General features: G+C 62.3%; 20 protein-coding genes. 16 read left to right on the top strand and 4 right to left on the bottom strand.

The window, feature by feature from the left end; genetic code table 11:
* Window positions 1-2 precede the first annotated feature (2 nt).
* Window positions 3-2,420 carry a TonB-dependent receptor gene (locus tag EK373_RS29430; protein ID WP_129648635.1) on the top strand — a complete coding sequence of 806 codons (2,418 nt, stop codon included), beginning with the start codon at window positions 3-5 and terminating at the stop codon, window positions 2,418-2,420.
* 175 nt (window positions 2,421-2,595) lie between these two features.
* Here the strand turns inward: EK373_RS29430 and EK373_RS29425 are convergent, their stop codons facing one another.
* Both EK373_RS29425 and EK373_RS29420 read right to left on the bottom strand, forming a co-directional pair.
* Complete coding sequence (locus EK373_RS29425) at window positions 2,596-4,026, bottom strand: esterase-like activity of phytase family protein (RefSeq protein WP_129648633.1); 1,431 nt, start codon at window positions 4,024-4,026, stop codon at window positions 2,596-2,598.
* 116 nt (window positions 4,027-4,142) lie between these two features.
* The gene (locus EK373_RS29420) at window positions 4,143-5,594 is read right to left on the bottom strand and encodes a porin (RefSeq protein WP_198683743.1); all 1,452 of its coding nucleotides are present in this window, start codon (window positions 5,592-5,594) and stop codon (window positions 4,143-4,145) included.
* 375 nt (window positions 5,595-5,969) lie between these two features.
* On the opposite strand from EK373_RS29420, the gene EK373_RS29415 reads away from it, so the two are divergent.
* The 6 genes from EK373_RS29415 to EK373_RS29390 are packed head-to-tail and all read left to right on the top strand — an operon-like array spanning window position 5,970 to window position 11,733.
* Window positions 5,970-8,546 carry a TonB-dependent receptor plug domain-containing protein gene (locus tag EK373_RS29415; RefSeq protein ID WP_129648631.1) on the top strand — a complete coding sequence of 859 codons (2,577 nt, stop codon included), beginning with the start codon at window positions 5,970-5,972 and terminating at the stop codon, window positions 8,544-8,546.
* An 11-nt stretch (window positions 8,547-8,557) separates the two neighbouring features.
* Window positions 8,558-8,986 (top strand): DUF6152 family protein, encoded by a 429-nt coding sequence (locus EK373_RS29410; protein ID WP_129648629.1) that lies wholly within the window; start codon window positions 8,558-8,560, stop codon window positions 8,984-8,986.
* 8 nt (window positions 8,987-8,994) lie between these two features.
* Entirely contained in the window at window positions 8,995-9,774 is a 780-nt protein-coding gene (locus EK373_RS29405) for a hypothetical protein (RefSeq protein ID WP_198683742.1), read from the top strand.
* A gap of 11 nt (window positions 9,775-9,785) precedes the next feature.
* Window positions 9,786-10,736: a hypothetical protein gene (locus EK373_RS29400; protein ID WP_198683741.1), complete on the top strand. Its 951-nt coding sequence runs from the start codon at window positions 9,786-9,788 to the stop codon at window positions 10,734-10,736.
* An 18-nt stretch (window positions 10,737-10,754) separates the two neighbouring features.
* Window positions 10,755-11,258 (top strand): DUF6644 family protein, encoded by a 504-nt coding sequence (locus EK373_RS29395; protein ID WP_129648627.1) that lies wholly within the window; start codon window positions 10,755-10,757, stop codon window positions 11,256-11,258.
* Window position 11,259: 1 nt separating this feature from the next.
* Complete coding sequence (locus tag EK373_RS29390; protein ID WP_129648625.1) at window positions 11,260-11,733, top strand: DUF6644 family protein; 474 nt, start codon at window positions 11,260-11,262, stop codon at window positions 11,731-11,733.
* Here the strand turns inward: EK373_RS29390 and EK373_RS29385 are convergent.
* Window positions 11,730-13,373 (bottom strand): GAF domain-containing sensor histidine kinase, encoded by a 1,644-nt coding sequence (locus tag EK373_RS29385; RefSeq protein WP_129648623.1) that lies wholly within the window; start codon window positions 13,371-13,373, stop codon window positions 11,730-11,732. The two genes, EK373_RS29390 and EK373_RS29385, sit on opposite strands and share 4 nt — an antisense overlap.
* A 178-nt stretch (window positions 13,374-13,551) precedes the next feature.
* Here EK373_RS29385 and EK373_RS29380 point away from each other — a divergent pair, with 178 nt between their 5' ends.
* Complete coding sequence (locus tag EK373_RS29380) at window positions 13,552-14,481, top strand: ROK family protein (RefSeq protein WP_157994596.1); 930 nt, start codon at window positions 13,552-13,554, stop codon at window positions 14,479-14,481.
* Here EK373_RS29380 and EK373_RS29375 read toward each other — a convergent pair.
* Complete coding sequence (locus EK373_RS29375) at window positions 14,451-15,092, bottom strand: glutathione S-transferase family protein (RefSeq protein WP_129648619.1); 642 nt, start codon at window positions 15,090-15,092, stop codon at window positions 14,451-14,453. The genes EK373_RS29380 and EK373_RS29375 overlap by 31 nt on opposite strands.
* A 221-nt stretch (window positions 15,093-15,313) precedes the next feature.
* Between EK373_RS29375 and EK373_RS29370 the strand changes: the two genes are divergently transcribed.
* The 8 genes from EK373_RS29370 to EK373_RS29335 are packed head-to-tail and all read left to right on the top strand — an operon-like array spanning window position 15,314 to window position 23,897.
* Window positions 15,314-15,622, top strand: a complete 309-nt coding sequence (locus EK373_RS29370) for an STAS domain-containing protein (RefSeq protein WP_129648617.1) — start codon at window positions 15,314-15,316, stop codon at window positions 15,620-15,622.
* Window positions 15,619-17,595 carry a chemotaxis protein CheA gene (locus EK373_RS29365; protein WP_129648614.1) on the top strand — a complete coding sequence of 659 codons (1,977 nt, stop codon included), beginning with the start codon at window positions 15,619-15,621 and terminating at the stop codon, window positions 17,593-17,595. The genes EK373_RS29370 and EK373_RS29365 overlap by 4 nt, the downstream gene beginning before the upstream one ends.
* Window positions 17,596-17,611: 16 nt before the next feature.
* Window positions 17,612-19,309 carry a methyl-accepting chemotaxis protein gene (locus EK373_RS29360; protein WP_129648612.1) on the top strand — a complete coding sequence of 566 codons (1,698 nt, stop codon included), beginning with the start codon at window positions 17,612-17,614 and terminating at the stop codon, window positions 19,307-19,309.
* Between the two features lie 9 nt (window positions 19,310-19,318).
* The gene (locus EK373_RS29355; RefSeq protein WP_129648610.1) at window positions 19,319-19,855 is read left to right on the top strand and encodes a chemotaxis protein CheW; all 537 of its coding nucleotides are present in this window, start codon (window positions 19,319-19,321) and stop codon (window positions 19,853-19,855) included.
* Between the two features lie 23 nt (window positions 19,856-19,878).
* Window positions 19,879-20,868, top strand: coding sequence for a methyl-accepting chemotaxis protein (locus EK373_RS29350; RefSeq protein ID WP_129648608.1), 990 nt, complete (start codon window positions 19,879-19,881; stop codon window positions 20,866-20,868).
* 14 nt (window positions 20,869-20,882) lie between these two features.
* A complete protein-coding gene (locus tag EK373_RS29345) occupies window positions 20,883-21,248 on the top strand; it encodes a response regulator (protein WP_116811906.1) in 366 nt (121 codons plus the stop codon).
* 30 nt (window positions 21,249-21,278) lie between these two features.
* A complete protein-coding gene (locus EK373_RS29340; RefSeq protein WP_198683740.1) occupies window positions 21,279-23,051 on the top strand; it encodes a methyl-accepting chemotaxis protein in 1,773 nt (590 codons plus the stop codon).
* 39 nt (window positions 23,052-23,090) lie between these two features.
* Window positions 23,091-23,897, top strand: coding sequence for a CheR family methyltransferase (locus EK373_RS29335; protein WP_129648606.1), 807 nt, complete (start codon window positions 23,091-23,093; stop codon window positions 23,895-23,897).
* The last annotated feature ends 14 nt before the right edge of the window (window positions 23,898-23,911 follow it).

The following is a 23,911-nucleotide window of genomic DNA, read 5'->3' as shown; positions in this document are numbered from 1 at the left end:
CGATGCGGTCTCATCACATGAAACATTGGCTCGGGTTGGTCACGGCGCTGAGCGGCGGCGTGGCTTTGAATGTTCCTTCGTTCGCTCAGGATGCGAGCGGCGCAGATCAAGTTCAACAAGGGGGCTCAACCGATCGCGGGCTGGAAGAGGTGGTCGTCACCGCGCGCAATCGCTCCGAGCGGGTGCAGGAAGTGCCCATTCCCATCTCGGTCGTGAGCGGCGCCACGCTGGGTCGTGACCGCACCTTCACCGTTGCCGAACTGAGCCAGCGAGCGCCCGGGCTGACTGCAACCACGCCGAACGCGCGCCGCTCCGGCATCTCGATTCGCGGCATCGGCAAGACCAGCGGCAACGACAACATGGAACCTGCGGTCGGCGTGATCGTCGACGATGTGTTCCTCGGTCACGTCGGCATGACCTACCAGGACTTCACCGATCTGGAACGCGTCGAGATCCTGCGCGGTCCGCAAGGCACTTTGCTCGGCAAGAATACGTCGCTGGGTGCGATCAAATACACCAGCCGGGGGCCATCCTTTTCGCCGCAGGCCAGTCTGGAGCTCGAAGGCGGTCTGAGCACGGAGTCTTACAAGGCGCGGGGCTCGTACTCCAATGCACTGGTCGACGATCTACTGGCGTTCCGCGCATCTGCCTTTGTCGACCGGCAGGAAGGCGACATCGAGAACATCGCCAACGGCGGGCATTGGCACGAGCGCAATCGCTATGGCGGCCGCGTGCAGTTCTTGCTCCAGCCGAGCAATTCGCTGTCGGTGAAGCTGAATCTCGACGGCGCTTTCACGCATGAGAACAGCAACACCAAGCCGTTCATGATCGATCCGACGACGCTGAACGACGGCTCGGTGCGCACGACGACGTACACGACGCGCCTGGCTCGCGATTACTTCGGCGGCTACACGCCCATCATCGGCTCGTGGGACGAAATCGAGCTGGACATGGCGCGACCGCTGATCACAGACAACTACGGCGCGTCAGCCGTTGTCACTTGGGGTGCAGGCCCGGTCGAGCTCACATCCATCACCGCGGCGCGCTGGTTCCACTTCGACGCGAAGAACGATCAGGAGCAGACCCGGTTTTCCGTCGCACGTAGCGGTACGTTGGTGGACACGCGTCAGCTTTCGCAGGAATTTCGCCTCACGGGAGACATCACCGAGCGCATCGACTATCAAACTGGCATCTATCTGTTCACCATCGACACGGACACCACCAGTCGCAATACGTATGGTGCGGATGCAGGCGCTTTCTATGCCAGCGACTCGCAGTATCGCGCGCTGACTACGACGTCGGGCAGGACTCTGCTGCAGGCATCGTTGCGCGATGTCTTCGCTGTTACCAATCAGAGGCCGGTATCGGACAGCGCCGCCGTGTTCGGTCAGGTGAACTGGCATGTGACCGAGCGCGCCAGCTTGACTGTCGGCTTGCGTCAGACCTGGGAATACAAGACCAACGAGGTCTATCGTCGCACGACGCTGCTCGATGGCTCGCCTCTGTTGTCGACAGGCAATGCGACCGCCGATGCGATCCGCTCGGCGCAGACCGGCGCGAACTATGGAACCATCGAAGGCGAGCGCATCAAGGATGACTCGATCGCCTGGCTGATCAATCCCAGCTTCCAGTTGACCGATGACTTATTGGTGTATGCCTCCGCCAGTGCCGGCGAGAAATCCGGTGCGGTGGCGTTCGACAACAACGGCGGCATTGCGAACGTCGAGCCTGAGAAGTCGTTGAATTTCGAGACCGGCGTGAAGAGCCAGTGGTTCGACGATCTGCTGACGCTGAACGTGAACGTTTACTACACGCGCGTGCGTGACTATCAGAACGTCACGAGCGAGCCGGATCCGACGTCGCCCACCGGGTTCAGCTCACGGCTCGGCAACATTCCGGAGATCCGGGCGGTCGGCACGGAATTCGATGCTGCCCTTCGTGTCACGGAGAACCTGCAGATAACCGCAGGCGGTGCGTACAACGAGGCGGAATACACCGACTGGTCGACCGCAACGTGCCCGCGCTCGTTTCCGTCATCGGTCGCGGTGTGCAACAACACCGGCCGGCAGATCGTAGGCGCGCCCCGTTGGACCGGCATCTTCGGTTTCGATTACCAGTTGCCGCTGGCCTCGGGCTTCGGCGCGCATTTCTTCGGCAATCATGTCTATCGCTCCAAGCACAACCTGGAGCAACTACTGTCGCCATACGGCGAGCAGTCCGGCTACTCGCTCACTGACCTGGGCGCCGGCATCACGCACGAGACGGATTCGGCGAAATACGAGCTGAGCGTCGTCGCTAAGAATGCGTTCGACACCAAATACACGACCAGCGTCAACGACTTCAGCAACAGCGCGCCGGTCGGCTTTGATGGCATTGGCCCGCGTCGTTACGTCGGCGTGATTCTGCGCTCCAGCTTCTAATCGTCAGGCGCTTTCGCCGGCGAGGGCAGGACGACGCTATATATCGTGGGTCGGGGCGCGGCTTATAAGATCGCCGTGCTCACACCTGGCTTTGCCGGCCGGGTGAAGTAAGTCGCCACCGGAACGCGCTCGTTGACGGGAGCGCGCCCCGGCCTCGGACCTGGATGGTTCGGCGTTATTCCTTCGCCGGGCGGCACGCTTTGTCATCGCGATCGTGGCCACGGTCGTCCCGATCGTACTTGTCCTTGCCCTTGCGATCGTCACAGTCGAGCAGCGGCGCCGTGTGGATCACGATGAACTCGTTGTTGTCGGGCACGCCGAACGCACGGCCGGCCGAGCCGGGGTAGTTGTTGTCGTTGATCACCAGCAGGCGGTTGTTGTCGAGCACCAGCACGTCCTCGATGGTGGTGAACGGGAAGGTGAACACGTTGTTTGCCTTGCCGTCCGCGGCCACATCGCGAGGATCGTAGATGTTCATCAGGTCGGCCACTTCCTGCTTGATCAGCAAGCCGTCCGCGTCCATCTGCTTCAGGTCGACCTTGTAGATCTTCTTGAAGCGAGCGGGGTTGGTGAAGCGCGAGTCGCTGGCGTCGCCCTGTCCGCTGTCACGCTCGATGATCAGGAACTGCGTATCGGTCAACGCGGTGAAGTCGCCGATGGCGTTGCTGGCGCTTTCCATCGGATACGCGAACGTCTTGCCCGTGTACTTGCGCTCCTTAAGGCAGAACTCATTGATCAGCAGGCGCGTGCGCACCGGATCGCCGGTGACCGCCTTCTCGAGCAACGCATACAGCTTGTTCTTGCTGGCATTCAACGCCATGCCTTCGAAGCCGCCGGAGTCGGCGAGGTTCGCGGCCATGGTGCGCACCGGATTGCTCACCGCCTGGATCAGCGGATTGATCTCTGTGCCGCCAAGGGTGCTCGGTAGCTTGCGGAAGTTCGGCAGCGGAATCGGCGCTTCGAGCACACGACCCCTGGCGTCGGTGTGAATCAGGTACGGGCCGAACTCATCGCCGAACCACAGCGTGCCATCGGGCGCGCGACGGAACGACTCGATGTCGAAGTCCGAGCCGGTCAGCAGGCGATTGGCCTTGATGGAGGCATCGACCGGGATCGCAGCACCGCCACCCACCGGCGTGCTCGGATAGACATCGCCATCGGCCACGATGACGAACGGCACCTTGCGCCACGGGTCGCTCAGCGTGATGTAAGCCTCGGAAGTGAAGCCCTCGAGAGCATCGCCGGAGAAGCGATTCACGGGCGTGACCATGCCTTCCTTGAAGTCCGGCCGCACGGTGTAGACACGCAGCAGCGCGTCGTTGGAGTTGGGCTTGTTACCGAAGCCGTTATCCGACATCACCATATAAGTGCCGTCGTGCTGGCCGGGTAGCACCGCCGAGAAACCTTGCACGGGCTGCTTGTTGATGAAGGGCGTGACGACGCCGTTGCCGCTGGTGGCGAACTGACCCGATGTCGGGCCGGTGGAGAAACTGTCGCTCGGCAGAACGGCGCGCTCGAGCAGCTCAGCGGCTTGCGCGGTGGACGCTGCGACGCCGATGGCAATCAGCGCCATGGCAGACCGCAGTGGATGGTTCGGGCTCTTCATGTTGTATCGACTCCGGCACGCTCACACGCCGACCTCGACGCGTTGAATCAGCGGCGGGCGACATAATCGTGGCGCCGTATTTCTGTTCGATGACCGGAATGCGACGATTTGCCCTCTCAGAAATTGAGCTGCAATTGCAAACGTAGTGCGTCGGCCTCGAAACGTTGATAGTCGATCCGACCGGCACGGTTGCCGGTCACCAGGTTGATGCGGTTCATGCGATGGTAGATGGCCGCCAGTTCCAAGGGCGCCGCGATCTGCCATTCCACCCCGATCTCCAGATCGTTCACTTCGTTGAGCGGCGCGTTGTTCTCGGCCTTGCTGGCGCCGTCGAAGTACTGCCATTTGACGAACGGCAGGAAGGTGCCGAAACGATGTTCGAGCTTGTACATGGCCTGCACGTAGCCGCCCTCGAGATCCTGCTCCACGATGCTGTTGGTCGTGCGGTCGAGTCCCGGGGTGGTGCCCCAGTTCCATTCGGCTTGCACGCCAAACGGCTGCGGATACCAGATTGCGCTCACGCCCACGCGCTCATCGTCGTAACCGAACTCGAAGTCATCGGCAATCGTCGGTGTGAGGCTCACATCCTCGGGCGTCCGATAAGCAGTGGTGCTGGGAACGTATTCACCGCTGTAGGCCTGAACGCCTGCTTCGAAGAACTGGCCGCTGGCGAATTGCCACGGATAGCTCACACGGGCGACGACGTGTTGATTGTCGTTACGATCGCCGCGGTTGGCGCCCTGGCCGTTGTACAGACCCACGCCGAACATGCCGTAGTTGCCGCTGTGCTTGAGGCCGCGCTTGTTGATCTCATCGAAGCGGGCCTGCACGAGCTTCGGTGTGAAGTAATAGAAGATGCCGAGATCGCGTTCGTCGCGGACTGCGCTGTTCAGCGCATCGGCACGATCCAATGCCACACGGTTGGAGCTGGACTGCAGATTCTCCCAACCGAACGGCACTTTGGACTGACCGACACGCAGTCGATGTACGCGATCCGTGGTCAGGTAGACATCTCCATAGGCGTCACGCATCTGCGCGACATTCCCCGTGCTGCCGGCACTGCTGGCGAAATCGGGTTGGACATAGAAGGACAACCGATCGCCGACATCGCCCTGGAAAACCAGGCGTGCGCGTCGAATCAGGTAATTCTTGTCGGCATCGCCCAGGGAATGCTGATCGCCAACGGAGCGGTCCGACCAAAGATTGATGCCTTCCTCGCCCCCGAGCATCTCGGTGTAACGGGTTTGCAGATAGCCGCGAATCTGGAAGCGATCGTTGAACGGGCTGCGTGAAGTGTCCGCGTTGCGTTGCTCGATCGCTGCAACTTTCTGCTCCTGTTGTTCAACCCGCTGCTCCAGTGCGTTCGTGGCGGGTGCCGCTGCTGCAGGCTCTACCTCGTCAGCCGGCTTGAACTTGCCGAGCGGCTTCCGATTCGGACCAGGCTCGGCATAAATCTGCTTCGTTTCGGTATCCATGAAGAGCTCGAGACTCTCGGCGGCCGAGGCGGGCGGAGCGATGGCAGCAGCTGCGATGGCGACAGCGCGAGAGAACGGAGCGGACTTGGGCATCGGAACTGGCTCGGTCGGGTGGCTCGGGAGCCCAGTTTATGAAGGTTTTGTTGCTCGATTGTTACGGTCTGGCACAAAGATGACCGCGCCGTGACGGCGGGTCGCGTGCACCCGGCTTGCGCGCGATACAGCTGGAATTGCATCCGAGCTCGCTGCATCGCCGTTACGGTTACCGATCGCTCGCGTGACATCGCGGTCACAGCATCGACGCAACGTGGGTGGCGGTCACTTTTCGGCGGGGTCGCGGTCGTGGCCAGGTTAGAAATCGATCACATACGGTTCCGTGCAATTCAAATAACGACACGGCATTTCGCCGCATGAGCGCGCGTCGCTAGATTGCGCCGCCCGTAGGTTTTTCGAGGAAGAATTGCCATCATGCGTCGCGTCCCTGCTGCGGCCTTTGTTTCTTTGTTGAGCGTTGGTTCGATGTCGACCTTGCACGCACAGGATGTGGACGCAAATGGCGCAAGCACGGATGCTGGCGTGATCGATAGCATCGTGGTGCTCGGCACCGCCCGCGAGAACACGACGGCGCTGACCAGCACGGCGCCGGTCGATGTCATTACGCCCGAACAGCTGCGCCAGACCGGCGCAGTGACCGTCAATCAGGCGCTCTCGAAGCTGCATCCCTCTTTCAACTTTCCGCAGGGTCAGAACGCGGTGAAGGGGCAGGGCGTGCGCTCGGCGTCATTGCGTGGCGTGGGTCCTGCGTACACGCTGGTCCTCGTCAATGGCAAGCGTCGTCATCTGTCGGCACAGCTATCCGGCACGGACCCGTGGCCAGCGGCGCAGGTCGTCGACATCAACACCATTCCGGTCAATGCCATCGAGCGTGTCGAAGTCCTGCGTGACGGCGCCGCAGCTCAATACGGATCCGACGCGATCGCCGGCGTCATCAACATCGTGCTTCGCAAGGACTCGCAGGGCGCGGAGCTCGGCGGACGCTATGGCGGTTACAGCGATGGCGGCGGCGAGACACATCAGCTGCTCGGCAATATCGCCACAGCGCTCGGTGAAGACGGCTTCATCAATGTCAGTATCGATCGCTTGAAGAACGACAACGTCGATCGCAGCGAGGCGGACTGGCGTCAGCTGTTCCCGAACGGCGATCCTCGCAATGAAACATTCAATAAGAAGTATGGCCAGTGGGGCCAGTCCACCCGGGATAACTGGACCGCGCTGATCAACGCCGAGCTCGGCCTGAGCGAGAGCGTGCGTGCCTACGGCTGGGCCAACTACGCCGACAAGTCGGCCCTGAACTACGTCAATCCGGAGCGCATCGTCAAAGCCAATACGCGCGTCGCCAGCGCGACCGAGCCGACTCGCGTGTCCGAGACCGCGGTCATTCCGGTGTACCCGAATGGTTATCAGCCATTCATGACTTACGACGCTGAGGACATCGCCGCCGTCGCCGGTGTTCGCTACGAGGGCGCAGCGTTCGGCGATCTCGATTTCGCCGTGTCGTTCGGCCAGAACGAGACGGGCCGCACCACCGAGAACACCATCAACCCCAGCTACGGTCCGGACAGCCCGACCACGTTCTATCTGGGCTCGTGGAAGAGTCGCACCACCAGCGTGACATTGGATTACAGCAACGACCTGGCTATTCCGGGGCTGCAGTCTTCGGTGGTGTCTTCGGGCGTGTTGTATCGACACGAGTATTGGGGCGTCGCGGATCTCGGCGATGCGGCCGGTTACACCAGCGGTCCGCTCGCCGGTCGCACGATCGCGTCGTTGTACGGACCCGGCGGGATCTATAACCAGTACGCATCGCTATTTCCGGGCGTGAACTTTGCCACCGATACGTCGGTGGTCGGGGCGACGGGCTCGTCCACCTCCGGCATCAATCCCATTGACGCGGGCTCGGTCACGCGCGATGTCTATGGCGGCTACGCCGGCCTCGACTTCACCGTGTTCGACAAGCTCGATCTCGGATTGACGGCGCGCTTCGAGGATTACTCCGACTTCGGCAGCACGACCAACTATCGACTGACCGGTCGCTACGAGTTCATTCCGGCCGTGGCATTACGTGGCACGCTGAGCAGCGGCTTCCATGCGCCCAGCCTCGCGCAGCTGGGCAATCAGTCCACGGGCTACACGAGCACGTTCACCAACAACGGCACGAGCATTCTCACGCCGGGCCGCACGCGTCTGTTTCGTTCCGATGACGTGAAAGCCGTCGGCTTCGGCGCCAAGCCGCTCGATCCGGAAGAGTCGACGACGATCTCGGTGGGCCTGGTGCTGCGTCCGACGAGCACCACCTCGGTAACCATCGATGCTTATCAGCTCGACGTGGACGACGTCATCACGATCACGGACACCATTCAGGGCGCAACTGTCACGTCCGCGTTCAACGCGATCGGCCTGAATGGCTACACGCAGGCCACGTACTACTTGAACGCATGGGACACGCGCACTCGCGGCGTCGATCTCGTGGGCCGGCAGCAATTCAACTTCTCGGCCGGCACACTCGATCTCACCGCGGCGGCAAGCTTCCTCGACACTGAAGTCGAACGGGTGAATCGTTCGGTGAACGTCGGCGGCGCAGACATCGTGGTGATCGGCAACTCGCGTATCCGCGACGCCGAGACTGGCGTGCCGAAGAGCAAGTATATCCTCAACGGCCGTTACAACCGGGGCCCGTGGTCACTCGAGCTGACGGGTACCTATTACGACAGCTACACGTACAACGTCGGCAACGTGCCCGGCGTGGCGACCCCGAACGGCAACGTCGATCAGGAATTCTCGCCGGAAACCTATGTGGATCTGGGCTGCGACTACGAACTGCTGCAGGGCCTGCGCTTGAACCTGCTGGTGCAGAACGTATTCAACAAGTATCCGGAAAAGTACGTCGACGGCAACCGCTCGAGCGGCATCAATCCGTATTCGTTCATCGCGCCGAACGGCGCCTCCGGCCGCTTCATCCAGGGCGGCGTGACCTACACGTTCTGATCTCCAGTCGCATGAAAAACTTCAAACCGTTTCTATCCGTGCTCACCGCCGGCTACCTGCTGGCGGGATCGAGCCAGGTCTCCGCGCACCACGCCTTCGCCGCGGAGTTCGACGCCGACAAGCCGATCGACCTGAAAGGCAAGGTCACGAAGATCAAGTGGGTCAACCCGCACAGCTGGTTGTACTTCGATGTTATCGATGCGAAGGGCACCGTTACGAACTGGGGCGTGGAGTTCGGTGCGCCGAATCAGCTGGCGAAGATCGGCTTGAAGAAGGCCGATGTCGCCCCCGGCACTGAAGTTCACATTCGTGGTTATCTCGCGAAGAACGGCGGCCCTTACGGCTACTCCGTGATCGTCAGGTTGCCCGATGGGCGTGAATTCCAGACGGGTGGTGCACAAGACGCGCCGACGGCTCGGACCGCGAGCCTGACGCAGTGAGCTCGACAATGCATTCAACGAGGAAAGGCCGCGTCCTGGCGGTATTGATGGGTGGCCTGCTCGCCGCCTCGCTGGCGACGGCCGCGCCGAAGATTCCGCGACTGAAGAGCGGCAAGCCAGACTTTTCCGGCATTTGGGAAACGACCAGTGCCGCCGAGTACGATCTGGAGCCGCACTCCGGCCGGGTCGATGCACCACCGAGCGCGGGCGCGATCGACGGAAAATACATTCCGTATCTGCCCGCGGCCCTGGAGCAGAAGAAGAAAAACTTCGCCGCTCGCGGCACCGACGATCCGCGCTTGAAGTGCTGGACGCTCGGCACGCCGCGCGGCATCTACTATCGCGAGCCGTTCCAGATCTTCCAACGCGATCGCGATCTGACGCTGCTGTTCCAGTTCGGTCACTCGGTGCGGACCATTCATACCAATGGCACGTTGCACCCCGAGGTCACGGACAACGAATTCTATCTCGGCGATTCGCGCGGTCACTGGGAAGGCGACACGCTGGTGGTCGACGTGACTGACTTCAACACCGAGACTTGGCTGGATCGCGCCGGCAACTTCCACGGCCCGAAGTTGCACGTGGTCGAGCGTTGGAAATTTCTGGATGAGAACACGATCGAGTACCAGGCGACGCTCGAAGATCCCGACGTGTTCTCGCGCCCCTGGACGTTGACCGTGTTGCTGAACCGGCACCGCGAGAAGGACTTCCAGTTGATCGAGAACTACTGCTTCACGCTCGGCTACGACAAGTTCTACCCGGTGCCGCAGCAGGGCACGACCGAATGATGACTCACAGCATGAACACGAATTGGTTGGTGAAGGTCGCAACGGCGGCGGCGTTGCTCGCTGGGACGCAGGCTCACGCGCAACAGCCGCCGACGGGTGCGGGAATTCAACGCGAAAAGACCGTGACTCAGATCGAGTCGGGGAAATGGACTGGCAAGCGTCTCGCCGACGGGCAACCGGACGTGCAGGGCCATTGGTCGAACACCATAGCCAATCACAACAACTGGACCGATCCGCAAGGCGGCGTGCCCGGCGATCCGGGACGCAACGGCCCGCCGAAGACGCCACGCTCCGAGCGTGCGCCGAGTCGTGTGAGCGATCCGGCGGACGGCGAGGTGCCATTCCAACCGTGGGCTCGCGCGGTTCAGCAGGATTTCCTGAAGTACTTCCACAACCCGATCAAGGAGCAGTACATCGAGCCGCTCGCGCGTTGCGCGCCGGCGGGTGTGCCGAAGTCGTTTACGTGGCACGGCTACGAGATCCGGCAATTCCCCGGTTATGTGCTGTTCCTATTCAACTCCGGCACGCGCGTCATCCACCTGGATGGCAAGCCGCACCTGCCGGAGAACGTCAAACTGTGGAACGCCGACTCGCGCGGCCGCTGGGAAGGCAACACGTTGGTCGTCGATGTGACGAACAACAACGCCAAGGCGCGCCTGGCTCGCACCGGCGAGTTCTTCAGTGAGAACGTACACATCGAAGAGCGTTACATCTTCAATAGCGACGGCACGCGTTATAACTACGTGGCAACGATCACTGACCCGACCGTGTTCACTCGCCCGTGGACGGCGACGATTCCGGCACGTCGATTTTCGCTGCAGGACGAGCCCGATGGCTGGCACTACGAGGTGGCGCTTGCGAATCAACCGGCCGGCAAGGAGCCGCTGATCGAGCGCTATGAGCGGATCTGCGTCGAGAACAACGGACCGTTCGGCAACATCGCCGTGCTCGGCGCCAAGTGACACCGTCGGGACGTTTTCATGTCAACGTTATATGCATTGGCGGAGCAGATCGAGGCGTCGGCGATCGGCGTGGCCATCGCCGAGTCGCGCTATGCCTATCCGATCATCGAAGGCATTCACCTCATCGGCTTGTCGATCTCGGTGGGGCTGATCTTTCTGACCGATCTGCGCCTGATGAATCTGTTCATGAAGCGAGTGCCCGTGATCGATGTACTGAGACATCTGCGTCCGTACGTCATCGGGGGCTTCATCGCGGTGTTCATCTCCGGGGGGCTGCTGTTCTGGTCGGCGGCGGCCCGCATGCTGGATAGTCCGGCGTTCGTCGCAAAGATGATCTTCATGTTCTTCGCCGGGCTCAACGCGCTGTATTTCGAGTTCGTGACTGCGCAGCGTGCGCCGGTGCAGGAGAGCCATACGATCCTACCTTCGAGTGTCGCCTACGCGGGCGTCGCTTCGTTCGGGCTGTGGACGCTGGTCGTGGTGTGCGGCCGTTTGATTCCTTACCTGCCGACCTGGGGCTGACATGACGACGTTTGAAATCCTTTCCTGGCTGCAGGACAGCGCGCTGGCCCACGCGATCAGCAAGACCGATCACCTGGTCGGCGCCGGCCTGCAGATCGTTCACGTCATGGGGCTGGTGGCGCTGCTGGCATCGCTGGTGCTCATCAGCCTGCACCTGGTCGGCCTGGCGTTCAAACAGCAGCCATTGACGAATATCGCCAGGGAAGCGACCAAGCTGGTGTGGGTGGGCCTCGCGCTCACCGCACTGAGCGGCACATTAATGTTCATCGCCACGCCGAAGCTGTATTTCTACAATCCAGCGTTCCGCTTGAAGATGATGCTGTTCTTCGTGGCGGTGATTGTGCAGCTTGCGTTGTTCCGCAAGGCGGCGGCGCAGACAACCCCGGCGCCGACATTTGCGCGCGCCAGTGTCGGCATCTCGCTCGCCGCGTGGTTCAGCGTCGCGATGGCGGGTCGGATGATCGGGTTTATCTAGAGAATGGGCAGCTCGAAATAGAAGGTCGAGCCGACGCCCACTTCAGTCTCGAAAGCCAGGACACCGCCGTGGTGCTGGATGATCGCGCGGCTGATGTTGAGGCCGAGGCCGGAGCCGCCCTTGCGGTTGGTCGCGGTCCAGTTGGCCTGTGCGAACTTCTCGAAGATATCGCGGCGGAACTCTTCGGGAATACCATCACCGCGGTCGGTGACGTTGACCCGGATGCTTTGATCGGTGCGGGTGACGTGCACGTCGATGGTGCCGCCCGAGGGTGAGTGTTTGACCGCGTTCGAAATCAGATTCGCCAGCACTTGCATCAACCGATCGGCGTCGGCGTGCAGGAAGGCGCGGGGCAGGTCCGAGCGCACGTCGATCTTGACGTGATACTGGTCGGCGTAGGGCCTGAGCTCCACGGCAGCCTGCGTCACCAGCTGATTCAAATCGATGTCGGTGCGGCGATAGCCGAATGCGCCCGACTCGATCTTCTCGACGTCCAGAATGTCGTTCACCAGGCGGTGCAATCGATCGGCATTGCGATCGGCGAGTGCGGTCAGCGCCTGTGCCTTGGGCGGCAAGTCACCGGCAGCGCCCGCCGCCAGAATTCCCAACGCGCCACGCAGCGCCGTCACCGGCGTGCGCAGCTCGTGACTCACCATCGTCAGGAACTCGGCTTTGCCGCGCTCGATGTTCTTGCGTTCGGTGATGTCCTGGATCTGCGAGATGAAATAAAGCGGTCGCTGCTTGTCCCACACGAGCGACACGCTCAACAGCGCCCACACGGCGTGCCCGGTCCGGTGCAGGTAGCGCTTCTCCATTTGATAACTGCGAATCTCTCGGGCCAGCATCCGCCGCACCAGCAGCAGGTCGGACTCCAGATCCTCGGGGTGCGTAATAGCTTGGAAAGTAGTGCGCGTCAGTTCATCGGCCGCGTAACCTAGCATGTCACACAGTGACTGATTCACCCGCAGCCACTCGCCTTCGGGCGACACCAGCGCGATGCCGATGGGCGCGTTCTCATAGGCTTCTCGAAACAACGCTTCGCTGCGAGTCAGGGCTTGCATCGCTCCGCGCAGCGCAGCCGACGTGCGACGTTCCTCCATCAGCGCCATGACCTGGCGTGACAAGGCGAGGAGGGCGTCCCTCTGTTCGGGCGGCAGGTGCCGAGGCTCTCGATCGATGACGCACAAAGTGCCGAGTGCATGCCCCTCTGCGGACAGCAGCGGCGCGCCCGCATAAAAGCGAATATGCGGATCACCGGTGACGAAGGGATTTGCAGAGAAGCGGGTATCGAGCCTGGCATCGGCGACGGTCAGAACTTTGTCCGGCTCCAGGATGGCGTGCGCGCAGAACGCCAGCTCTCTCGGTGTCTCCGTAACCTCCAACCCGACTTTGGATTTGAACCACTGCCGGTCTTCGTTGATCAGCGTGATCAACGCCATGGGCGTGTGACAGATCCGGGAAGCGAGCAGGGCGATGTCGTCGTAGCCCGGCTCCCGGCCGCTGTCCATGATGTCGTAGGACTGCAAAGCCAGCAGGCGTGACGGCTCGTTCAACGGAATCGGGATACGCAGAGCCCCCGCCTCGGCATTGGCCACAACAGCGGATTCCGGGCCAGTCGAGAGGGAACTTTGGGAAGACATGCTAGCTCTTCGGCCGTGGCAGCCGTGCCATGAGGGTCCAGACCTGCGTGCATTGCTGAACTGAGAGGCCGTTCACCTCAAGTGAGGGATTGCCGAAGCGGCCTGAGTGATGCGGTTCACGCCGGCCTGACAGGCTATATTGAGGACCTCATCGAAAGTCGCTCGGGGAGCAGGCGCCTTGTTGTACGGAGCGATCGAAGGCGGCGGAACCAAGTTTGTGTGCGCGCTCGGGGCCTCGTCGCAAGACGTGCTCGACAGTGTCGTCCTGCCGACGGCGAGCGCGGCGTCGACCTTGGCTGCGTGCGTCGAGTTTTTCAGCACAGCGGCACAGAAATTCGGGCCGATCGCGGCGTTCGGCTTCGCTTGTTTCGGGCCCATCGATTTGCGTGTTCATGGGCCAGGGTACGGACAAATGCTGGCAACGCCGAAAGCGGGTTGGTCCGGCGTCGATCTGTTGAAGCCGCTGCGGTCGCGTTTCGCTGCGCCGGTATCGATCGATACGGATGTGTCAGCCGCTGCATTGGCGGAGTGGCAGCTCGGGGCGGGACGCGGCCTGGGCTCGATCGCCTACGTCACCGTCGGCACCGGTATCGGCGGGGGCGTTGCGCCCCACGATTTGAGGATGCGCCGACTGATGCACGCCGAGATGGGGCATATTTTCGTGCGCCGAGACGCGCGAGATCAGGATTTTCCCGGCGTGTGCCCGTTTCATGGCGATTGTCTGGAAGGACTCGCGAGCGGTCGTGCGATCCAGGCGCGCTGGCGCAGCCAGCTCGATGCCCTGCCGCCGCACCACGAAGCGTGGTCCATCATCGGCGGCTATCTCGGTCAACTCGTCGCTACGATTGCCCTCGTGCTCTCCGTGGAGCGCGTAGTTTTCGGAGGCGGCGTGATGGCCAATGGCCTGCTACTTCCTCATATCCGCGCCGCGGCCGCGCAAACGCTCAAAGGCTATCTCGAGCCATTGAGTCAACCCGGCGCCCTCGATTCGTACATCTGCGGTCCCCAGCTGGGAACGCAAGCCGGGATTGCCGGTGCGTTCCTGCTGGCCGAGCGAGCGCTTGCGTCCGTTGATGATCAGCCCTTACCGGGCGGCACATCGAACTGATAAACCGTGCGTTGTGCCGACGGGCGCTCCGCGAAGGATTTCCTGAAGGCTTCGAGATTCGAGTACTGCTCGACCGGCAAGGTCTGGCGAAAGTGGAGATGCTCGATCATGCAGAACAGGGAAGCCTCGAACATGCTCAACTGGCGCGAGGCAGGCAGCGCATTCAGCGCGTCCGACACGTGAGCATCCAGCCACCCGAGCGCGCCCGCATAGCCGAGCCGCGCCTTCTCGAAAAAGAGGTTGTCCGCTGGCAGCTTGGCGATCGCGGTACCGAACACGATCTGCACCTGCGTGCTCATGCAATGCCAGACCAGTTCCTGAGCATTCCGCGAAACATTGCCCCGAAGCTGCTCCGGCCACACGACCGCGACTGATTTTTGCGCGCGACCCGCCAGTGCGCGACAAATATTCTCAGTGCCGAACACTACTTCCTCGCCGCTGCGCAGGATGGGCAGCTTCAGCGCGGGGTTGTTCGCATAGATCGATGAATCCTGCGCCGTCATGTCGTAGATGGGCACGACTTCGTAGGGCAGGCCGAGTTCCTCGGCGAAGATGCGAGCGATGCGAGTGAAATGCGAGCTGCGTCGCCCGACGATTTGCAATGAGGTCATGTGGCTTCCGTGAACGGTTTCAACAACAACCTAACCCTACGACGGCCGCGATAGAAGAATCAATTACCGCGGCGGACGTACAGCACAGTCGCACCCGAGTGGCTCAGGGCGATGTCTCATAAGCACCAGGGTGGCCTGCCCGCAGGACATTCAGGGATTCTCCGCGCTTCATCCATCGCGGTTACCGGCCGATACGTACCGTGGAGCCGAAGGACTAAACGATGGACCTTGATCAGAAACTTTCGATAGGCGAGCTGCGCGTGGATGGCGACATGACCATCTACCGCGCCAATGAAGTTGCGCAGACTCTGCTCGCCTCGGTGCGTACGCACGCTGGCGATGTGAATCTGGATCTGTCGGAGGTGACCGAGTTCGACACCGCCGGCTTGCAGCTCGTGTTGATGGCTCGCCGCATGGTGGAGGCGAATGGTCATCGTCTCGACGTGGTGCGCCCGAGCGAGTGCGTGGCCGAAGTGCTCGATCTCTGCAACGTCGCCCTAACGACCGACCCGACGCAGGCCGCAGCATGACCGACTCGGCATTGCCTACTTTCATCGCGGAAAGCCGCGAGCTGTTGCGCGAGATGGAAGCTGCCTTGCTCGAGTGCGAGCAGGGCGAGACCGGCGCCGAAGCCGTCAACTCCATTTTTCGTGCGGCCCACACCATCAAAGGCTCGTCCGGTCTGTTCGGCCTGGACGGCATCGTCGCCTTCACTCATGTGGTCGAAAGCGTATTGGATCGGGTACGCGCCAACACGCTGCAGATGGACCGGGCGCTTGCTGCAATCCTGCTCGAATGCCGCGACCACATCGAACATCTGGTGAATGCCGTCGCCGACGGCAAATCCGACGACGTCCAACTGGCCACCAGGGGTGAGAGCCTGCTGCAGAAACTGAGCGCACGCGCGGGTGGCCCGGCCGCAGCTCATACGACTGCCTCGACCACTCCCGTTGCGCCGGCCGCAGGCCACGCGCTCTGGCGGATCCACGTGCAGTTTCACGCTGAGGTCCTGCGCAATGGCATGGACCCGCTGTCGTTCATCCGTTACCTCGGCACGCTCGGCGACATCGTAGCGCTGAAGTTGTTGACCGAGCGTCTGCCGGGCGCGGAAGAGTTCGATGCCGAGGCGTGTTATCTGGGCTTCGAAATCGAGCTCGCCAGCAGCGAGAGCCAGCAGCGCATCGAAGCTGCGTTCGAGTTCGTGCGCGATGACTGCACACTGCAAGTTCGTCAGAAAGGGACGGCGGCCAGCGAAGTCGTGGCCGACAGGCGCGAGGCCGATACTAAAGAGAGCAAGGCCAGCAAGAGCAGCGACAGCCGCTCGCTGCGTGTCGACGGCGACAAGCTCGACAAGCTCATCGATCTGATCGGCGAGCTGGTCACGGCCGGCGCCACCACGACGATTACCGCTCGTAAAGCGGGCCTCTCCGAACTCAACGAATCGACGCTGCGCCTGGCGCGCCTCGTCGAAGAAGTGCGCGATCAGGCGCTCAAGCTGCGCATGGTGCAGATCGGGCCGACGTTCTCGCGCTTCCAGCGCATCGTGCGCGACGTGGCCCGTGAGATCGGCAAGGAGATCCGGCTCGAGACCGGCGGCGCCGAAACCGAGCTCGACAAGACCTTGATCGAGAGCATCACCGATCCGTTGACGCACCTGGTGCGCAACGCCATCGATCACGGCATCGAGACCGCCGAGGTGCGCCGTTCGCGCGGCAAGAACGTCGAAGGCGTGGTGCGCCTGGATGCGTATCACGACTCCGGCTCGGTCGTCATTGAAGTCGCCGACGACGGCGGCGGCTTGAAGCGTGAGCGCATCATCGCCAAGGCGATCGAGCGCGGCCTGATCACCGATGGCAGCTCGCTGACCGACAGCGAAGCGTTCGCGTTGATCTTCGAACCCGGCTTCTCGACGGCGGAGCAGGTGACGAACCTGTCCGGGCGCGGCGTCGGCATGGACGTGGTCAAACGCAACGTCAACGCGCTGCGCGGCACGGTGGAACTGGACAGCAAGGAAGGCGAGGGCACGACTGTGCGGATTCGCCTGCCGCTGACGCTCGCCATCATCGACGGCTTCCTGGTCGGCGTGGGCAACTCGTCTTTCGTGATTCCGCTGGAGCTGGTCGAAGAGTGCGTCGAGCTCGGCGATGAGCATCGCTCGGCCGATGGCGACCAGCGTTACATCAATCTGCGCGGCGCGGTGCTGCCGTTCGTGCGCCTGCGTGAAATGTTTTCTCTCCGATCATCTGCCTCGCGCCGCGAAAGCATCGTGGTGATCCGTTGCGCCGGCCAGCGCATCGGCATCGTCGTCGATGACCTGCTCGGCGAGATGCAGGCGGTGATCAAGCCGCTGTCGCGGCTGTTCAGCCGGATCCGGGGCATCGGCGGTTCGACCATCCTCGGGACGGGCCAGCTGGCGTTGATTCTTGACGTGACCAGCCTGCTCGATCTGTGTTTGAACACACGCCAGACCCAAGCCGCGCCTCGCCGCGCACTCATGGACTGATTTCCGGAGAGATTTCATGTTTCGTAATCTGAAGATAGGAATTCGCCTGGGATTGAGCTTCGGGCTCATCCTGGTACTGCTGGGCGCGGTCACCTACATCGGGATCGACAGCTTCAAGCTGATGAAAGCCAGCACCGATGAAATCGTCAACAACCGCACTCCCAAGATGGAGCTGGCGCAGGAGCTGCAGCGTAATGCCGAGACGCTGGGACTGCTGGCGCGCGATCAGTTGCTCGCAAGCGACGCCAGGCAATTCGAGAAGAGCGTGCAGCAGATGCTGGCCGTGCGCGAGCGCAACGACCAGATCATCGAGACGCTGAGATCGAACAGCGTGGGCCAGACCGGCATAGATAAACTGGCCGAGGTGAGCCGCGTGCGCGAGGACTACTCGAAAGCGCAGGACGCGCTGGTCGAGCTGTTGCAGGCGGGCAAGAAAGACGAGGCGCTGCGCTGGCTGCGAACTGAACAGCGCGAAGCTCGCGACGCCACGCAAGCCGTGACCGATGCTTATTTCGACTATCAGAAGGGCTCGGTCGCTGACGCAGGCGAAGAGGCGGAACAGACCTATCTCGAAGCCAGCAAGTTGATGCTGTCCGGCGCCGTGATCGCCGCGGTCCTGGCGCTCATCGCCGGTGTGTGGGTGACGTTGTCGATCACGCGCCCCATCAGCCTGGCCGCGTCGGTTGCGAACCGCATGGCCGAAGGCGACCTGACGGCGCGCGTCACTGCAAATTCACGTGACGAAGCCGGCATGTTGTTACACGCGATCAGCACGATGACCGAGAAGCTGTCGCAAGTGGTCGGCGAAGTGCGCTCGTCGGCGGATACCTTGACCAGCGCCTCGGAAGAAATGTCCGCGACGGCGCAGTCGTTGTCGCAAGCGTCTACCGAGCAGGCGGCCAGTGTCGAGGAGACCTCGGCTTCGGTCGAGCAGATGACGGCGTCGATCAGCCAGAACACCGACAACGCCAAGGTCACCGACCAGATGGCGAGCAAGGCCGCGTCTGAAGCCGCCGAGGGCGGACAGGCGGTGCGTCAAACGGTCGAGGCGATGAAGCAGATCGCGCAGAAGATCTCGATCATCGACGACATCGCTTATCAAACAAACCTGCTGGCGCTGAACGCGGCCATCGAAGCGGCTCGCGCCGGCGAGCATGGCAAGGGCTTCGCGGTCGTTGCCGCTGAAGTGCGCAAGCTCGCGGAACGTTCGCAAGTTGCCGCTCAAGAGATCGGCGAAGTCGCTGGCTCGTCGGTCGAGCTCGCGGAGCGCGCCGGCAAGCTGCTCGATGAAATGGTCCCTGCCATTCGCAAGACCTCCGAGCTGGTGCAGGAAATCACTGCGGCGAGCCAGGAGCAGTCCTCGGGCGTCGGACAGATCAACACCGCGATGACGCAGTTGTCGCAACTGACGCAGCAGAACGCGTCGTCGAGCGAAGAGCTGGCCGCAACCTCCGAGGAGATGAGCACCCAGGCGCAACAGCTGCAGGCGGCGATCTCTTTCTTCAGGGTCGAGGGCTCGAGCTCCGGCAAGCCGAGCGAGCCCGCGGTGAGACCTGCGGTGCGCGCCAACCGCATGCCGTCGAGCTGGGCGACCAAGCAGCCGGTGGAAGTTCCCGCTGCCGCCGCCGTTGCGATGACTGCGCACGCTCATGGCAATGGTAGGGCGAACGGCCACGATCACAGCGTCCCGCTGGATCAGTTCGTGCGCTTCTAGGAGCAGACGATGAGCAAGACTGCTGAGATCGTGGACGACGCCGAGCGCCGGCACGACTTGAATCAATACCTGACCTTTGTGCTGGGGCGCGAGACCTTCGCGCTCGGCATTCTGTCGATCAAGGAAATCCTGGAGTACTCGGCGCCCACCGAAATTCCGATGATGCCGGCGTTCATCCGCGGCGTCGTCAATCTGCGTGGCGCAGCGGTGCCGGTCGTCGATCTGTGCGCGCGCTTCGGTCGGCCGAGCGCGGCTGTGACCAAGAAGACCTGCATCGTGATCGTCGAGACGCGCGTCGAGGACGAAAGTCACGTCATCGGCGTGGTCGTCGATGCCGTGAACGAAGTGCTCGAAATTCCCGGCACCGAGATCGAGCCGGCGCCGAGCTTCGGCGCCTCGATCCGCGCCGACTTCATCGAAGGCATGGGCAAGGTGCGCGGCAAGTTCGTGATCATCCTGGCCGCGAATCGCGTGCTGTGCGTCGAAGAGATGGAGATGCTGACTCACGCGGCCGCCTCGGGCGATGTCGTGCAGCCGGCTGCATAGGACCTCAGATCGTGCAAAACGTCGTGAAATTATTTAGTCGAGCCCGAGTCGCGCCCGCGGCGCAGACCGAGGCCAATGCCGCCGACGCCGTCTGCATTCAGGCGCTGCCGATCTGGAGTAAACAGATCGAGACGGCGCGCGTGCAGACCGAAGAGGCCATCGTTGCGCTCAGTGCCCGCTTTGCCGGCATCGTCAATCGCCTGGATCTGGCGCTCGACGCCTCCCAGCACAATTCCGGCAGTGCCGATCTGGCAGCAGCCTTGGACGAGGGCAAGCGCGAGCTGGCGCAAGTGATGAGCGCATTGAACGAGATCCATCGCAGCCGCTCGACGCTGGCCGAACAGATCCGTTCGCTGGCCGCACACAGCAGCGAGCTGGCGAAGATGGCGAGCGAGGTCGAGCAGATCGCATTTCAGACCAACATGCTGGCGTTGAATGCAGCCATCGAAGCGGCGCACGTGGGCGAGGCCGGTCGCGGCTTCGCAGTCGTGGCTCACGAAGTTCGTAACCTCGCCACGGCCTCTCGCGAGACCGGCAAGGGCATCACGCAGAAGATTGCGCTGGTGAATCAATCGCTCGAGCAGATCATCGAAACCAACGAAACCGTATCGGCGCGCGAGGGCGAAGCCCTGCGTGACTCGGGCAGTCGTATCCAGGGCGTGCTCGGCAACTTCAGTGACATGAGCGAGGGACTGGCTCGTTCCACCGAGGACCTGCGTCGCGAGAGTAGCGCCATCAAGGGCGAGATCGAGGAGTCGATGGTGCAGCTGCAGTTCCAGGACCGCGTGGGCCAGATCATGGCGCAGGTGGTCGGCAGCATGAACGACCTCGACGATCGCGCAGCAGCCGTGACGCGCGGCGAGCAGCAGCAGATCGATACACAGGCCTACATGGCGCAGATGGTCAGTTCATACACCACCGACGAGCAGCGCCGGAATCACCAGGCAACGGCGGGCAGCGCGCCCGCTTCGACCCTCAAGGTGCAGGGCGGGTCGGACATTGAATTCTTTTGAACGGAGTAACGGTAATGGCTAAGCGAATCCTGATCGTCGACGACTCCGCCTCGGTGCGGCAGGTGTCGAACATCGCACTGACCCGCGCGGGCTATGAAGTCATCGAGGCCACCGACGGCCAGGATGGGCTCGCGAAGCTGGCCGGCAAGATCAATCTGATCATCAGCGACGTGAACATGCCGCGTATGGATGGCATCACGTTCCTCAAGGCCGTCAAGGCGCACCCGAACTACAAGTTCACGCCGGTGATCATGCTGACCACCGAAGCCGGCGAGGACAAAAAGAACGAAGGCCGCGCCGCGGGCGCCAAGGCGTGGATCGTGAAGCCGTTCCAGCCGCAGACCATGCTGGACGCGGTCGCCAAGCTGTGCCTGGCGTGACGGCGTAACGACACCAAACGGAGATTTGCGATGCTCGAGAACCTGCGGATCGGCCCCCGCCTGATTGCGGCTTTCATGGTGCTGGTGACGATCAGCATCGTCATCGGCGTGATGGGACTGTACGGCGCCGGCAAGATCGACGGTAAAGCCGAGGACATCTACAACAAGGAGCTGATGGGGCTGTCGCACATCAAGGAGGCGAACATCAAGCTGATCGCCATCGGCCGTGCCCGCTCCAACTTCCTGCTCGCAACCAGCGAGGCCGAGCGCGACAAACATCTGCAATCCATCAAGAACAATTCCACCGGCGCGCTGGAATCGATCGAGAAGGCCGTGCCGTTGTTCATGTCCGAGCGTGCGCAGGTGCTGTTCGCGCAAATCGAAAAGAGCTGGGCCGAATACGATGCCGAAATGCAGCGCGCCCTGACGCTGGCCGCAAAGCAACCGCTGCAAACCCGCACCGAGGAGCTGGTCCGCTCGCTCGAACTGGTGCGCCAGCACGCGGACTCGCTCGATGTGATGATGGGCGAGCTGACCGACCAGAAGGAAGCGCGCGCGAAGCAGGCGCTCGAAGAAACCGGAGCCGTTTACAGAGTCAGCCGCAACTGGATCATCGCGACCCTCGTCGTCGGCGTGATCATCGGCATGTTGCTGGCGGTCGCCATCAGCCGCGGCGTGACCCGACCCCTCGGCGTCGCTGTCGCGGCGGCCAATCGTCTGGCGAAGGGCGACTTCTCGGTCGCCATCGAATCGGACGCCAAAGATGAAGTCGGCGACATGCTCCGCGCCATGCGCAACATGGTGTCCGCCGCCGGCGGCAGCATCGAAGACGTGTCGCGCGTCATGCGTGCAATCTCCGAGGGCGATCTGACCAAGACCATCGATAAACAATATGAAGGCGTCTTCAACGAAATGAAGGAATACGCCAACAGCACCGTGCTGAAACTGTCCATGATCATCGGTGAGATCAACACCGCGACCGATGCAATGTCGAGCGCCTCGCAGCAAGTGAGCACGACCGCGCAGTCGCTGTCGCAAGCCGCGAGCGAACAGGCCGCAGGTGTGGAGGAGACCAGCGCATCCATCGAGCAGATGACCGCGTCAATTGCCCAGAACACCGAGAATGCCAAGGTCACCGACGGCATGGCCCGCAAATCCGCCGCTGAGGCGAGCGAGGGCGGCGAAGCGGTCAAGGCGACGGTCACCGCGATGAAACAGATCGCGCAGAAGATCACGATCATCGACGACATCGCTTATCAAACGAATCTGCTCGCGCTCAACGCGGCGATCGAAGCGGCACGCGCGGGCGAGCACGGCAAGGGCTTCGCGGTCGTCGCTGCCGAAGTGCGCAAGCTCGCCGAGCGCAGCCAGGTTGCCGCCCAGGAGATCGGCACCGTCGCGATCAACAGCGTCGAGCTGGCCGAGCGCGCCGGCAAGTTGCTGGACGAAATCGTTCCGAGCATCACGAAGACCTCGGATCTGGTGCAGGAGATCTCGGCGGCCTCGCAGGAGCAGGCCGCGGGCGTGAATCAGATCAATGCGGCGGTCACGCAGCTGAGCCAGACGACCCAGCAGAACGCCACGTCTTCCGAAGAACTGGCCGCGACCGCTGAAGAAATGAGCGGCCAGGCCGAACAGCTGCAGCACACCGTGGCCTTCTTCAAAGTCGAAGGCGCACGCGCGGTCAGGCCGCGCGTCACCAAGCCTGTGGCCGAGAAGCCTGCACGAAGGGCTGCGGCGACGATTGGCAACGTGGCGCTGGCCCCGAGCGACCCTGACCTGGGCAGCTTCGCGAAATTCTGATCTCGATCCGCACAGCTCACTGTCCAGACGATCGCGCCAATGACGACCGCCATTACTGACAAGGAATTCGCGCTCTTCCAGCGTTTCATCTACGACGCGGCCGGCATCACTCTGTCGCCCGCGAAGAAGGCGCTGGTCATGAGCCGTCTGTCCAAGCGACTCGACCTGCGCAAGCTGTCGAGCTTCGCCGAGTACTTCAAGGTGCTCTCCAGCGGACAGGACGCGCAGGAAGTGCAGACGGCGATCGATCTGCTCACCACCAACGAAACCTACTTCTTCCGTGAGCCGAAGCATTTCGATCTGTTACGCGAACAGGCGGAATTGGCGCGCGGTCGCGGGCAGCCGTTCAAAGTGTGGAGTGCCGCGTGCTCGACGGGCGAGGAGACGTACAGTATCGCGATGGTGCTCGCGGCGACGTTGCAGACCACGCCGTTCGAGATCCTGGGATCGGATATCAGCTCGCGCGTGCTCGATCGGGCGCGCACGGGCCATTATCCAGCCTCTCGCACCACGCACACTCCGCGTGCCTATCTGCAACAGTTCTGCCTGAAAGGCACCGGCCCTCAGGAAGGTACGGTGCTGGTCGACCGTCCACTGCGCGACCGCGTTCGGTTCATGCAAGTGAACCTGAATACCACGTTGCCTAAAATCGGGCCGTTCGACTTCGTGTTCCTGCGCAATGTGATGATCTATTTCAGCGCCGACACCAAGCGACAGGTCGTAGGGCGTGTACTGTCGGTGATCAAGCCCGGCGGCTACCTGTTGATCGGCCACTCGGAGACCTTGAACGAGCTGAACTCATCGGCTGTGCCCGTCGCTCCCTCGATCTATCGCAAGCCCGGATGAACGCGCGTCCGGCC

The sequence above is a fragment of the Peristeroidobacter agariperforans genome (genome assembly GCF_004138335.1).
GTDB classification, from domain to species: domain Bacteria; phylum Pseudomonadota; class Gammaproteobacteria; order Steroidobacterales; family Steroidobacteraceae; genus Steroidobacter; species Steroidobacter agariperforans.
Note: the sequence above shows the minus strand (reverse complement) of the source record. Positions and strands in the feature narration are given on the sequence as shown.